Source organism: Pseudomonas fluorescens (assembly GCF_018614655.1).
Classification (GTDB): Bacteria; Pseudomonadota; Gammaproteobacteria; order Pseudomonadales; family Pseudomonadaceae; genus Aquipseudomonas; species Aquipseudomonas fluorescens_BX.
In genome coordinates, this window is record NZ_JAGGOG010000028.1 from 13,061 (window position 1) to 26,481 (window position 13,421).

General features: G+C 59.1%; 12 protein-coding genes. 9 read left to right on the forward strand and 3 right to left on the reverse strand.

Going from position 1 to position 13,421, the window contains the following annotated elements:
* Window positions 1-8 precede the first annotated feature (8 nt).
* The 9 genes from J7E41_RS25205 to J7E41_RS25245 all read left to right on the forward strand — a co-directional run bounded on the left by J7E41_RS25205 (window position 9) and on the right by J7E41_RS25245 (window position 8,277).
* Complete coding sequence (locus tag J7E41_RS25205) at window positions 9-407, forward strand: TIGR03750 family conjugal transfer protein (protein ID WP_214997002.1); 399 nt, start codon at window positions 9-11, stop codon at window positions 405-407.
* Window positions 404-1,093 carry a PFL_4703 family integrating conjugative element protein gene (locus tag J7E41_RS25210; protein WP_214997003.1) on the forward strand — a complete coding sequence of 230 codons (690 nt, stop codon included), beginning with the start codon at window positions 404-406 and terminating at the stop codon, window positions 1,091-1,093. Before J7E41_RS25205 ends, J7E41_RS25210 begins: the two co-directional genes overlap by 4 nt.
* A complete protein-coding gene (locus J7E41_RS25215) occupies window positions 1,090-1,950 on the forward strand; it encodes a TIGR03749 family integrating conjugative element protein (protein WP_214997004.1) in 861 nt (286 codons plus the stop codon). The genes J7E41_RS25210 and J7E41_RS25215 overlap by 4 nt, the downstream gene beginning before the upstream one ends.
* Window positions 1,940-3,337, forward strand: a complete 1,398-nt coding sequence (locus J7E41_RS25220) for a TIGR03752 family integrating conjugative element protein (protein WP_214997005.1) — start codon at window positions 1,940-1,942, stop codon at window positions 3,335-3,337. Before J7E41_RS25215 ends, J7E41_RS25220 begins: the two co-directional genes overlap by 11 nt.
* A complete protein-coding gene (locus J7E41_RS25225) occupies window positions 3,318-3,728 on the forward strand; it encodes a TIGR03751 family conjugal transfer lipoprotein (protein ID WP_214997006.1) in 411 nt (136 codons plus the stop codon). The genes J7E41_RS25220 and J7E41_RS25225 overlap by 20 nt, the downstream gene beginning before the upstream one ends.
* Before the next feature lie 2 nt (window positions 3,729-3,730).
* Entirely contained in the window at window positions 3,731-6,583 is a 2,853-nt protein-coding gene (locus tag J7E41_RS25230; protein WP_214997007.1) for a conjugative transfer ATPase, read from the forward strand.
* A 362-nt stretch (window positions 6,584-6,945) separates the two neighbouring features.
* On the forward strand, window positions 6,946-7,431 hold the full coding sequence (locus J7E41_RS25235; protein ID WP_214997008.1) for a JAB domain-containing protein: 486 nt from the start codon (window positions 6,946-6,948) through the stop codon (window positions 7,429-7,431).
* Window positions 7,432-7,497: 66 nt separating this feature from the next.
* Window positions 7,498-7,776: a DUF1778 domain-containing protein gene (locus J7E41_RS25240; RefSeq protein ID WP_214997009.1), complete on the forward strand. Its 279-nt coding sequence runs from the start codon at window positions 7,498-7,500 to the stop codon at window positions 7,774-7,776.
* On the forward strand, window positions 7,777-8,277 hold the full coding sequence (locus J7E41_RS25245) for a GNAT family N-acetyltransferase (RefSeq protein WP_214997010.1): 501 nt from the start codon (window positions 7,777-7,779) through the stop codon (window positions 8,275-8,277).
* Window positions 8,278-8,577: 300 nt separating this feature from the next.
* Here the strand turns inward: J7E41_RS25245 and idi are convergent, their stop codons facing one another.
* The 3 genes from idi to J7E41_RS25260 all read right to left on the reverse strand — a co-directional run bounded on the left by idi (window position 8,578) and on the right by J7E41_RS25260 (window position 13,253).
* Window positions 8,578-10,272 (reverse strand): isopentenyl-diphosphate Delta-isomerase, encoded by a 1,695-nt coding sequence (idi, locus tag J7E41_RS25250; protein ID WP_214997011.1) that lies wholly within the window; start codon window positions 10,270-10,272, stop codon window positions 8,578-8,580.
* A gap of 126 nt (window positions 10,273-10,398) precedes the next feature.
* Entirely contained in the window at window positions 10,399-11,817 is a 1,419-nt protein-coding gene (locus tag J7E41_RS25255) for a coniferyl aldehyde dehydrogenase (RefSeq protein WP_214997012.1), read from the reverse strand.
* Between the two features lie 8 nt (window positions 11,818-11,825).
* A complete protein-coding gene (locus tag J7E41_RS25260) occupies window positions 11,826-13,253 on the reverse strand; it encodes an FAD-dependent oxidoreductase (RefSeq protein WP_214997013.1) in 1,428 nt (475 codons plus the stop codon).
* Between the last annotated feature and the right edge of the window lie 168 nt (window positions 13,254-13,421).

The window sequence follows — 13,421 nt, forward strand, 5'->3', positions numbered from 1 at the left end:
CCGCCGCCATGTCTACTTCGACAATCCGCCTGGCCGACGGCACCGTGACCTTTTTGCCCCACCGCCTTAACCGCCAGTCCGTCGTGGTACGCGGACTGACCGCCGATGAGCTGTGGATCTGCGTCAGCCTGTCGGGCTTCATTGGTTTGCTGCTGGGTTCGCTCGTGGCTTGGGCGGGGCGCAGCATCGCCCTGCTGCCCACCTGCATTGTCGCCGCTGTAGCGATGGGAGTGTTTACCGGCGGTGGGCTGCTGCGCCGATTGAAGCGCGGGCGACCGGACACCTGGTTGCACCGCTACCTGCACAGTTGGGCCGTTCAGCAGTACCCGAGGCTGGCTCAACGCCTCGGTTTTCTCACCTTGGTCCAACGCTCCGGATGCTGGAGCACACGGCGAGGTAGACCATGAGCCGGTTCAAGAACGAAGTGCTGCACCTACAGGCGCACGTGCGGACGCTGCGATCGGCGGCCGCTGCCCTGTTCGTGCTGACGCTGGGACTGGCCATAGGCTGGTGGAGTGCGCCACGCGACCTCACCGTGCACATCCCACCCGACCTGCACGTGGGCAGTAGCCGCAAATGGTGGGACGTGCCCCCTGCGTCGGTATATGCCTTCAGTTTTTATATTTTTCAGCAGCTCCATCGCTGGCCTTCCGACGGAGAGCAGGACTATGCCCGCAACCTTGAGGCCCTCTCGGCTTACCTGACGCCGGCCTGCAAGGCGTTCTTGCAGCGGGACTACGAGGCGCGGCGTAGCACCGGCGAGCTGCGCGGGCGCGTCCGAGGCGTCTATGAAATTCCCGGACGTGGCTACGGCAATGATCCCGCCCGCCGTGTGCAGTCGATCAGCCGGAACGACTGGCGGGTCACCCTGGATCTGAGTGCCGACGAGTACTTCGCCGCCGAGCAGGTCAAGCGGGCCCTGGTGCGTTACTCGCTCAAAGTCGTGCGCCGGGACATCGATCCAGAGCGTAACCCGTTCGGCCTGGCCTTGGACTGCTTTAGCCAGCCCCCGCAGCGCATTGCTGTGCCGGCCACAGGATCACCTACCTCACCTAGCTCTGCTGCCTCCCCTGCCTCTGGAGAATCCAAATGAATCGTGTCTTGAGGGTCGCCGTCATCGGGCTAGCACTTGGCTGGGCCTTAGACGGCCAGGCCACTGAAGTGCTGCGCTGGGACCGGCTACCGCTGAGCATTCCACTCGTCGTGGGCCAGGAGCGCGTCATCTTCGTGGACCGTAGCGTGCGCGTGGGTCTGCCTGCCGAGCTTGAGCGCGTCTTGCGTGTACAAAGTACAGATGGAGCGGTGTATTTGCTGGCCCATGACGAAGTTACACCGAGCCGTGTGCAACTGCAGGACATCGAGACGGGCGAACTGATCTTGCTGGATGTTTCTGCTGCTCCTGCAACCAACACAGTCGGGGGCTCGACACCTTTGGAGCCCATCAAGATCGTCAGCGCTCTTGCTGGCGCCACTGAACAGGACGTCCCGGCTCACTCAGTTGCAACGCCCATCCCGGTCGTCCTGACCCGATACGCCGCCCAAAACTTGTATGCCCCTTTGCGCACTGTCGAGGCATTGCCAGGTGTACGCCGGGCCAAGCTACCTGCGGACTTGCCGTTGCACGGGCTTCTGCCCAATCAACTGATCGACGTCCGGCCATTGGCCGCTTGGAAGCTGGGCCATCACTGGGTCAGCGCCCTTCACCTGCGTAACCAGTCCACTGCCTGGATCGCCCTCGACCCTCGGGAGCTGCAGGGCGATTTCGTCGCCGCCACGTTCCAGCATGCCAACCTCGGCCCACGTGGCCGTGCCACTGACACCACGGTGTTGTACCTGGTCACCCAAGGTCGCGAGCTGAGTAAGGCCTTACTGCCCAGCCTCAGCCCCATCGATGCCGGACTCAACCTGCCAGGATCGTCTGCTGGCGAAGAGGTGCACGATGAAGAGTAACCGACTGCTCAAATGGCTGATGATTCCGCTGGTCATTGTGCTGGGTGTCGCTCTACTCCAGCTATTGCGCCCAGAACGCAGTGACTCTGCAGCCGGCGGCGGCCCTCAGACGCTGACTTCAGAAGAAATGCAGGCGCTCGGCATCGAAGGCGATACACCCCGCGACACGGTGGCGACGTTGGTCGCGCAGGTGAAGAAACTGCGTAATGAACTCCAGACAGCCCTGAGCGACAACAAAAACCACCAGGCCGACAATGAGCGTCTGCGTCAGCGCGAGCAGACGATTGATCAACGTATACAGCAGGCATTGGAGAGTGAGCGTGACCGCCTGCGCGAGGCACGCAGCACGATTGCCAGCGACCAGGAGCAAACGCAAGGCTTACTGAGCGAGTTGCAGCGCCGCTTGGATTCGATGGGGCAAGGCGACAGGAATGTCGATCTGCCGATTGGCCTAGGCCTGCGGGAAGGAGACGATGAGGCGCTCACTCGTGATGAAGTGCGCTGGATCGAACCTGCCGACCACAAGCCCGAGGGAGCCGGAAAATCCAACGACAATGCCAAGGGCAGTACCGGATTCAACTTGCCTAAATTGGAAGGTGCTGCTGAAACGCTCACCTCCCCCGGAGCCAAGAGCACCGACCTCCCCAGCAACAAACCCGTCTACACCGTCCCGGCTAACAGTACATTGATGGGCTCGATTGCGATGACCGCGCTGATCGGCCGCGTGCCGGTAGATGGCACCGTCAATGATCCTTACCCCTTCAAAGTGGTCATCGGCGCCGACAACCTCACCGCCAATGGCATCGATCTGCCACAGGTCACCGGCGCCGTGGTCAGCGGCAGTGCTTCCGGCGACTGGACGCTGTCCTGCGTGCGCGGGCACATCCGCTCCATCACCTTTGTGTTTGAAGACGGCACCATTCGGACTTTGCCAGAGGGAACCCAAGCTCAAGATAGCCCTTCAACCACCGACGGTGGATTGGGCTGGATCAGTGATCCCTACGGTATTCCCTGCGTGGCGGGCGAGCGGCGCAGCAATGCGCAGCAATACCTTGGTTCCCAAGCCCTGATCACCGCCGCGGGTGCAGGCGCCGCCTCGCTGATCAAGTCCGATAACCGCAACGCCTTCATCAGCAATAGCAGCGACACTGTTGGCACGGTCGGTCTCACCGGCAATGAAGCCATGGGGCGCATCCTCAGCAGCGGCGTGCAGGACATGTCGCAGTGGGTCAACAAGCTCTACGGCCAAGCCTTTGCGGCGGTGTACGTCGAACCGGGCGCGCAGGTCGCGGTGCATATCGAGCAGCCGCTTACCCTGGACTACACCCCCACTGGCCGCAAGGTCGATCACACCCTGGAGGCTCGTCATGTCACGCCCTTGGATTAACACGTTGGTCGTACTCCTCGTCGTGGGTGCGTCGGGGTGCGCCACCAACTCGGAAAAACTATTGACCCACGGTGGGCGCAACATGGATCAGATCTGGCGACAGGAGACCGGGGGCGATCCGGCACAGCGCCAGTTGCTCAATGCCCGACAGGTCCTGCGGCGGCCGCTCATTGAGTCCGATGACGGTCTTGCTCACTCTGCTTACACGCGCACCGCCCAGCGCGAAATCTACCGCCAGTTCCACCGTCTGCCCAATCCCGATCTGGTCATGTACGTATTCCCCCACCTGGCTGGCACGGACTCTGTACCGGTGCCGGGCTATAGCACGGTGTTTCCGCTGTACCAGCGAGTGCAGTACGCCTTGCCGGACGAGCGGATCAAGGGGTATTGAGCATGCGTTGGCCTTGCAGACGACAGTCGGTTGAACATGAAAGCGACAAGCCAGATACCTGGCAGCGCTATCTGGCGCGACTGGCGGAGCATGGTATTCCCATTCCGGGCAGCTTCCCGCGCCGCCCCGCCACCGAGCAGGATGAGGCCAGCCTTTATGAAATCACCCCGTCCTTCGTGGACCTGCTGCCGTGGGTCGAATACTTACCCCAGTCCCAGTGCATGCTGCTGGAGGACGGCCAGTCCGTCGCGGCGTTCTTTGAGCTGACGCCCCTGGGCACCGAAGGCCGCGAGGCCGCTTGGCTGTTACACGCCCGTGATGCCGTCGAAAACGCCTTGCAAGACAGTTTCGATGAACTGGACGAGCATCCATGGGTAGTCCAGTTCTACGCGCAGAACGATACCGACTGGGACGGCTATCTGGATCGCCTACGGCGCTATGTTCAGCCTCGGGCCAAGGACAGTTCATTCACCGAGTTCTACCTGCACAGTGTTGCCCACCACCTGCAGGCGATCTCCAGGCCAGGCGGGTTGTTCGAGGATACCGCCCTGACCCGCCTGCCCTGGCGCGGACAGAACCGTCACGTACGGATGGTGGTATATCGGCGGGTGGGCGGTGCTGAATCTGGACGCCGACAACAGTCGCCGGAAGAGGCATTGAATACGGTGTGCGAGCGCCTGCTCGGCGGGCTCGCTAATGCGGGTGTTCGAGCGCAACGTATGCAGGGCGCTGATATTCACGCCTGGCTGTTGCGTTGGTTCAATCCGCACCCTTGCCATCTAGGCACCGAACGCGCTGATCGCGAGCGTTTTTACCGTCTGGCTTCTTATCCCGAACCTATCGGCGATGATGATGTGGAACTGGCCAGCGGCACCGACTTTGCACAGCGCCTGTTCTTCAGCCAGCCGCGCTCGGAGGTCACTTGCGGCACTTGGGCGTTTGATGGTCGGCCGCATCGGGTGGTTGTGATCGATCGCCTGCGCTCTGCCCCACTCTCCGGCCACCTCACTGGCGAGACAAAAAAAGGCGATGCGATCAACAGTCTATTCGACCAACTGCCCGAAGGCACGGTGATCTGCCTGACCCTGATAGTCACCCCGCAGGACACCTTGGAAGCGCACCTCAATCACCTGAGCCGCAAGTCGGTCGGCGATACGTTGGCATCGGAACAAACCCGCGCCGACGTGCAGGACGCTCGCGCCTTGATCGGCAGTGCGCACAAGCTGTATCGCGGCAGTCTGGCGTTTTACCTGCAAGGCGAATCGCTGTCTGACCTGGATGCCCGGGGCGTGCAACTGGCCAACGTTCTGCTCAACGCTGGCTTGCAGCCCGTGCGCGAAGGAGATGAAGTGGCACCCCTCAGCAGTTATCTGCGCTGGCTGCCTGCTGTGTTCGATCCGGCGCAGGACAAACGCCAGTGGTACAGCCAGCTGATGTTCGCCCAACACATCGCCAACCTGCTCCCCGTGTGGGGGCGCAGCCAAGGCACGGACCATCCTGGCATCACCTTCTTCAACCGGGGCGGCGGTCCGATCACGTTCGATCCCTTAAACCGTTTGGATCGGCAGATGAACGCGCACTTATTCCTGTTTGGCCCCACGGGCTCGGGCAAATCGGCCACGCTCAACACCCTGCTTAACCAGATCACCGCCCTGTATCGCCCTCGCCTGTTCATTGTCGAGGCCGGCAACTCGTTCGGCCTATTTGGCGACTTTGCCAAGCGCTTGGGCCTAAGCGTGCACCGGGTCAAGCTGTCAGCCAGCACAGGTGTCTCACTGGCCCCCTTCGCCGACGCGCGACGACTGGTCGAGACACCCGATCAAGTGCAAACCCTCGACACCGAAAATCTGGAAGAGACCATTGCCATGCAGGGCGACGAACAACGCGATGTCCTCGGCGAACTGGAGATCACCGCCCGCCTGATGATCACTGGCGGCGAAGACAAGGAGGAAGCCCGCCTGACTCGCGCCGACCGCAGCCTGATTCGACAGTGCATCCTCGATGCCGCGCAGCGCTGCGCAGCAGCTCATCGCACCGTGCTGACCGAGGATGTGCGTCATGCACTGGTCGTGCGCAGCCAAGACCTGTCGTTGCCCGAGGCACGGCGCAATCGCCTGCAGGAAATGGCCGAAGCCATGGACCTGTTTTGTCAGGGGCTGGACGGCGAGCTGTTCAACCGTCCCGGTACGCCCTGGCCGGAGGCGGATATCACCATCGTCGACTTGGCCACCTTCGCCCGCGAGGGTTACAACGCCCAGCTGTCGATCGCCTACCTGTCGCTGCTCAATACGGTGAACAACATCGCCGAACGCGACCAGATGCTCGGCCGGCCTATCATCAACGTCACCGACGAAGGCCACATCATCACCAAGAACCCACTGCTAGCCCCGTATGTGGTCAAGATCACCAAGATGTGGCGCAAACTGGGGGCCTGGTTCTGGCTGGCCACGCAAAACCTCGACGACCTGCCCAAGGCCGCCGAGCCCATGCTCAACATGATCGAGTGGTGGATCTGCCTGAGCATGCCTACGGATGAAGTGGAGAAAGTCGCCCGCTTCCGCGCGCTCAGCCCGGCGCAGAAAACGTTGATGCTGTCGGCCCGCAAGGAGTCGGGCAAGTACTGCGAGGGGGTGATCCTGTCCAAGTCGATGGAACTGCTGTTCCGCGCCGTGCCGCCCAGCCTGTACCTCGCCCTGGCGATGACCGAACCCGAAGAAAAAGCCGCCCGTCATGCCCTGATGCTGCGAGACGGAATCAGTGAGCTCGACGCGGCGATCCGTATGGCACAGGACATCGACCGTGCGCGCGGCATCGAACCTGTGAAGTGGGAGCGCTCAGACGCAGCTCAAGAGTGATGTAGGGCAACGACCATAAAAAGAGATGCACAGGCGAGACGCTACAGAATGCGGTAGCCCAGCAAAACGGATTGAGTGCCCCGTCGCCTCTGCGCCTGATTGACAATGACACGCTGCGCCACTTGACGCGGTAAGGCCAAATCCAAAACCCCACTGGCAGCGTTGAATGGTTGAGCGCCCCAAGTTTTCCGAAATGCTTGCTGACGTGATCAGCAACATGCCCAGGTAGCCCACGTTCGTCACGGCTACGGCACCGCAATACGGTGTTGAACGCGTTTCTGCGGCCCTCATGGGTCCATTCATCCTTCCTAATGGGGTTCGGCCCCTTGGGGCAGAACCTCCCCACTCTGCTTGGAGGTTCCATGACTTCGTCTTACAGCACGGACTGTGCTATCTCTATTCTCTCCCCGCCTGAACAACGCCTGGTGCGTCAGGCCATCGCCGTACTCGAAAAGCGCCTGTTTCAACGTGGCCCACTGATGGACTGCCCGCAGGCGGTGAAACGTTATCTCCAACTGCGATTGGCACCGCTGAAACATGAGGTGTTTGCACTACTATTTCTGGATAACCGCCATCGCCTGCTGGCCTTCGACATTCTGTGCGAAGGCACTATCAACGGCACCTCGGTGCCCCCGAGGCGCGTTTTGCAGCGGGCACTGGAGTTCAACTGCGCGGCGCTGATCCTGGCCCACAATCACCCCTCAGGCGATGTGCAGCCAAGCCCTGCGGACAGGGTGCTCACTCATGTGCTCAAGACCCTGTTGGCTCAGGTTGATGTGCAGGTGCTGGACCACCTGATTGTCGGCAGTGGACAGGCCTATTCTTTTGCCGAAGCCGGCAATCTCTGAACGAACGCCACTCGCATGCGTACGTACAACGTGCTAACATTTTTCCAAATCACAGGAGACACAGCCATGTCTACCAACGCCCTGCGCAGCGCCCGTCTGGGACTGCGCGCTACGCCCCAGCAGGAAACGGTGCTACGCCGAGCCGCTCAGGTGGCCAACAAGTCGCTGACCGATTTCATTCTGGACAGCGCTTACCAAGTCGCCGAGCAGACGCTGATTGACCAGCGCCTCTTCCTGCTTAATGGGGCCCAGGCTGAGGCGTTCATCGAACTGTTGGATCGTCCTGCCCGGGACAATGCAGGTCTGAAAGACCTGTTTTCCCGCTCGGCCCCATGGGGCAACTAAGTGCTGGCCAAACCGCAGTTGCTGACTGCCGATCACTCGCTAGCAGACTTCGATTGCGGAAAACCCGCACTCAACGACTGGTTGCAGCGCCATGCGCTGCAAGCTCAGTCAAGCGGCTCAGCCCGCACCTTCGTCGTAATGGACAATCAGCGTGTAGTTGGATACGTCAGCCTGACCGTTGGCCAGGTCGATGTCTTGGATGCCCCAGAGCGTATACGCCGTGGCATGGGGGGCTATCCCATACCGGTCGCCTTGCTTGCCCGCTTGGCGGTATCACGCAGAGATCATGGACGCGGTATCGGAGTCGGCCTTTTACAGGAAGCCATCCTGCGGACATTAATCATCGCCGAGCAAGTAGGAATTCGCGCCATCCTCACCCATCCCCTCGATGAAGAGGCTGCGCGCTTCTACCGGCGTTTTGGTTTTGAAGCTTCGCCGTCCGGCGATCAACACCTACTGCTCTTGCTCAAGGATGCACGGAAGCTTCTAAATATATCCTGATGTACATGGCGCCCGTAACGGGCGCCTTTTTTCTCGCCAACGATACGCTGGATGCAACTGATTGCCAGATCGAGGTCAGCGGGCTGCCTCTGATAGATCAATGGCCACTTAATTGTAATTGAGTCAATTTTCAATACCGCGTTCATCATCGACTATCAATACAGTAGCGGCCAATACGTTATTTTTCAGTTTTGGTTCTGGCCACGACAACCATGTCTTCCGCCTTGATCTCCATGACCTCGCCTGACACAAAACTCAGGAACAGCCAACCGACTTAAGGTGGTAGCGACCCGTTTATTTTCAGGATTCGCGTCGCTCTTGCCTGTCCGAAAAAGGATCCCCTATCGTAAGGGGGGAAACGGTGTCCAGTCTTTCCTGGGGCTCATCCACCCCCCAAGAACTACGCGCTAAAGTCGAGATGGGCGAAATATGTTGATTCCATTCCACATTAAGCGCCGTCAATGGCAGGCCACGAGAGGCCGCCTTGAAGAGAGTCCGAAGTGACGCGTCGGAATGTGCGTACAGGCGGATCATATTCATCACCCTTCCCACGTCTTGGTGAGACACCTTGTATTGATCCCCCCGGCGGATGCCCGGGTGGAGATGTATTTTTTGCAACGTCAATAACGCGAAACCCACGGCCCATAGGACGAAGCAACGAATACCGACATGATTGGCGGGTATGAGCAAGGCGTAGTCAAGCGCAAGCCGCAAATGAGCGTGAGCGGTTCCTATCAACTCCGAAATGGCGCGCGCATCATCGAAATCTGGCTGGCCTGGGGCCGCATGTCGGGCAAAAAGATCCCGGGGCAGCCAACACACGCCACGTTGCTCGTCATCCCAACGATCCTTGAGGATGTTAGTCAACTGCAAGCCGATACCGGTAGATACTGACAAACGCAATAACCTGGTGCGTTGTGCTTCCAGGGATGCATCAAAGTCGATGAAAAGCGTCGTAAGCATCTCTCCCACTACCCCCGCGACGCAGTAGCAATACCGGTCAAGGTCTTTGCGCGTCGCAAGTCCGTTCAAAGAGCTTTCGCCCTGGAACAGGGACATTCCCCTGCCCATGACTTCCAGGCAATCGACGATGGCATTCTTCTGGACGGGATTCAGCCGCCCGTATACTTGCAACACCAGCGGCAGGTTGCGCACGAGGTCGCGTTCGGCTTCCAGAGTTCGATCAGTCAATAGGTTCGACAACTCCCGACTAAATGACTCCGCGTTCGCCCGCCCTGCAACCACGTCGATGAAGGCGTGCTCATAATGAAACTTCTGTTGGCTAGTGAGCGCAGGCTCGTCTTCGATCGTATCGGCAATGCGACAGAGCAAATACGCATTGGCCACCACGGTGCAAAGCCCTGGAGGCAGCTGCGGGATCGTCAAAGCAAAGGTACGAGACACTCTTGGCAAAATTTTGTTTTGATACCCATTGACGGCTTCGAGCGCACCCATGCTCTGGGCCGCCAGCCAGTTATTTCCGGCTTGGGTATCGAGCTCGTTGACGATTTTCCTGAACCAGACCGTGAATTTTCCTGGCTCGGTCTCCATCTCCAGAAGCAATGGCTCTATTTCCGCCCACTTCCAGTCCGATGCTTCGCTGGCATCTGGCGACGGAGACGAATTGAATACACCTACAAAGACGTGATCGAATTCATGCTCCACTAGGTTGTCATCACTGGGCACCGGCTCCCGGTAGACGAGGGTCGTCACCTCATCCAATTCGCAGTCAAAACCCATTTCTTCATGGAGCCTTCGGTGCGCCGCCGCACTGGTTGACTCCCCCGGCCTCGGATGGCCGCAGCAGGTATTAGTCCATAATCCGCCGGAATGATATTTCCCGAAGGCCCGCTGCTGAAGCAGCAACCTGCCGCCAAGGTCGAATATGAAAATGGAGAAGGCTCGATGCAACAGCCCGTCCTGATGAACTTTCAACTTTTCCCCACGACCGATCTCGTTACCGCCCTCGTCGACCAGAACCAATGTCTCTATCATGATGCTCAGCTCCTTTAAAACGCATCGTTGATGCCCGGTTTCTGCGTGAATACCGTTTTCAGACAACTGGCTAATTACAACTGACAGCTCTCGGCACAGTGTGCTGCTCAAGCCGTTGAAATGTGCTCAACTCCGAATCCGCATATGCAACAACGCACGCACCACCGCTCCGTAAGGTGGCCTCAACAAACGTCCAACATCCAAACACGCTTGCCGATACGCTCCGCGCGCATGGCTAAACGTACGAAACCCATCGAAGCCATGATAAGCCCCCATGCCCGAAGGCCCGATGCCGCCGAAAGGAAGGTCGCACATCGCCAAGTGCATTAGGGTGTCGTTAATCGTGACGCCACCGGCGACGATGCGCGAGAGCACGCGCTCCTGTTCTTCACGATTCTCTCCGAAATAGTACAAAGCCAACGGACGCCCCTGTGCGTTCACCCGTGCGATCGCATCCTCGATACCATCGTAAGGCAACACCGGCAACAAGGGTCCGAAGATTTCATCCTGCATGACCGCCATACCATCATCCGCGTCGAGGATAACCACCGGCGCGATCCTACGCCCGTCAAGCGCCTTATGATCGGCATGGAGCCAGCGAAGCGTTGCCCCTTTGTCCCGGGCATCGTCAAGCAGTTCGAGCAGGCGCGCATGATGATGATCGTTAATGATCGAGGTGTAGTCATCATTGTCCTGCAACGAAGGGAACATGCGCTTCGTCGCGCGGGCGAGTGCGTCGACGAACGCCCCGACACGATCCTTGGGCACCAATGCGTAATCCGGTGCGACGCAGACCTGCCCTGCGTTGAGCGTCTTGCCAAAAATTATCCGAGTGGCAGCGAGATCCAGATTGGCTTCCCGGCCGATGATGGCAGGCGACTTGCCGCCGAGTTCGAGCGTCACTGGCACCAGGTGTTCCGACGCTGCACGCATGACATGCCGCGCGGTTGAAGCCCCCCCGGTGAACAGCATGTGATCGAACGGCAATGCGGAAAATGCGCATCCCACGTCAGGACCACCCGTGATCACCGCGATCTCGCTCTCGTCGAACGCCTCGGCCACTATCCGATGCAGCAGCTCCGAAGAGCGCGGTGCAAATTCCGACGGTTTGATCATCACGCGATTGCCCGCGGCGAGCATACCGGCGAGTGGGGCGAAGGTAACGTTGAATGGAAAGTTCCACGTCGAGATCAGGCCAACCACGCCCTTGGGCTGGTAATCGACCCACGCCCTAGCCCCGAGCAGGGCCAAAGCTGCGGGCGATACCCGGCGACGCTCGCGCCTCATCCAGCGGTGTACTTGACGTTTGGCATACTTGAGTTGGTCGATGGATGCGGCCACGTCGGTTACTAATGTGGCTTCGAAGGAGCGGTGGCCAAAATCCTCACGCAATGTCCAGGCGATCTCAGGAGCATGCTCTACGAGCAGCCTGATCGCGCGGTCAAGACGGTCAATGCGAAGTGCCGCATCCGGTGCGCCGCCCCTTATCTGGGCAAGACGCTGACGGTCGAGGATGTAATGCATACGGTGAATAGGAGCATCCATCGGAAGTCTCAACCCTTGGGTGGATCGATTGAAATACGGGACAGGATGTTGCTCCTTTTCTTTTTTGTTTGGGATTGGATCACGGCGTAAAACATCCGTGCCATGACCACCGGGTGAAACAGATTCAGGGCATGCCGCTCCATGTGAGAGATCGCCAAGATTACCTTCAGGAGGTATTGATCGCTCAGCACTGCAACGTATAGCTTCGATTTGTACCAATGAAAGGCCCTTGCTCCCCACCACGCCTTCGTTCGGCGCATTTCGGCTTCCCACATCAGGTCACTGCTAATCGCCAACAGCCATGACCAACGTATCAGTCGTGCCAGCCTGGCCTGGAATAGTTTCCCCACTTGGTCGAGTCCATACCGGGCGCGGCGGCGACCGATGAGCTCACCCAACGCGATCGCTTCGAAGGTGGCCATCGACATGCCTTGACCATACACGGGGTTGAAGGCGCACACGGCGTCGCCTAGGACGGCCAGTCGTTGGGGCCAGCGGGGAGCCAGGTGATATAGCCGCAGACGGTTTTCTGTTCGGGCGTAACTGACAATCGACGTAACGCGGGTGCTGGCCTTCAACAACTCAGTGATGTCGGCGTTATTCATGCTGAACGCGAACTCCAAAAAGCCTTGCTCATTCACGGGTGGCTTGTCGCGCAGGGCGCCTGATAGTGTCACCAACCATTCTTTCTTCTCGGTACGCAGCACATAGGCGCCACGTGTCGCATGAGGAGCCTCGCTGAAATGATAAATACCTTCCCATTCACGATCAGGGCCTTTGAATATGCAGGTGGTATAGATTACTCCGGCATCGACGACATGATCATCTGGTACGGTATAACCCATATCCCTTAGCCAGCGAGTCAACCGGGAAAACCGGCCGGAAGCATCAATTACGAAATCAGCCGATATCGAGATCGGTTGTTCCATCCCTATGTCCTTCGCATCACCTGCCGAATGACGCATCGCGTTCACGCCAATGATCTGCTCGCCCGCCGCATCCGTCCGTAAGCCGGTGACCCGTGTGCCGTCACGCAAATGCACCCTGGGCGTAGCGATCACTCTTCGACGAATGAGCGATTCTAGTAAGGGGCGGGTAAAAAACTGCATAGGTTGCCCCACCGTCGAAAACGGTATCTGGCCGCTCGGTACCCGGGAACTAATGCCCTGGGCATGATCGAATACCACCGAGCCAGCTATTTTGAGCTCATTCTTGATGCCGGGGAAAATCGACTCGAGTGCACGTGCGCCTTTACTGGTCAATCCATGCGAATGACTCGCCCCAGGCGTGCCTTTGCGACAGGCCATACCTTCGTCGATCAGGTCACGCTCGAGTATTGTTACCCGCTGGAAGTGCTCCGACAGTACCCTGGCGGCAACGAGCCCCGCGATGCTGCCGCCTATGATTACGGCGTGGCCACCGACTATCTTCTTCACGCCAAGCCCCGCTATCGATATATGACCGAAACTTATAGTTAAGATCGTGACTTCCCGCCAACCTCGGTGGCTCGCAGACTCAAAAAAGTCATTGATTACGGCTACGGGGATCGGCTCCGAGCGTGCCTTTTTAGATTTTTCGCTGTAAATGCTGCGTATTACCTGTCC

What these genes read in the sequence shown, in the direction of transcription:
- J7E41_RS25235 (WP_214997008.1), top strand. Translation starts at nt 6,946, where the DNA reads ATGACTTCGTCTTACAGCACGGACTGTGCTATCTCTATTCTCTCCCCG.
- J7E41_RS25240 (WP_214997009.1), top strand. Translation starts at nt 7,498, where the DNA reads ATGTCTACCAACGCCCTGCGCAGCGCCCGTCTGGGACTGCGCGCTACG.
- J7E41_RS25210 (WP_214997003.1), top strand. Translation starts at nt 404, where the DNA reads ATGAGCCGGTTCAAGAACGAAGTGCTGCACCTACAGGCGCACGTGCGG.
- idi (WP_214997011.1), bottom strand. Translation starts at nt 10,272, where the DNA reads ATGATAGAGACATTGGTTCTGGTCGACGAGGGCGGTAACGAGATCGGT.
- J7E41_RS25215 (WP_214997004.1), top strand. Translation starts at nt 1,090, where the DNA reads ATGAATCGTGTCTTGAGGGTCGCCGTCATCGGGCTAGCACTTGGCTGG.
- J7E41_RS25220 (WP_214997005.1), top strand. Translation starts at nt 1,940, where the DNA reads ATGAAGAGTAACCGACTGCTCAAATGGCTGATGATTCCGCTGGTCATT.
- J7E41_RS25225 (WP_214997006.1), top strand. Translation starts at nt 3,318, where the DNA reads ATGTCACGCCCTTGGATTAACACGTTGGTCGTACTCCTCGTCGTGGGT.
- J7E41_RS25205 (WP_214997002.1), top strand. Translation starts at nt 9, where the DNA reads ATGTCTACTTCGACAATCCGCCTGGCCGACGGCACCGTGACCTTTTTG.
- J7E41_RS25255 (WP_214997012.1), bottom strand. Translation starts at nt 11,817, where the DNA reads ATGGATGCTCCTATTCACCGTATGCATTACATCCTCGACCGTCAGCGT.
- J7E41_RS25230 (WP_214997007.1), top strand. Translation starts at nt 3,731, where the DNA reads ATGCGTTGGCCTTGCAGACGACAGTCGGTTGAACATGAAAGCGACAAG.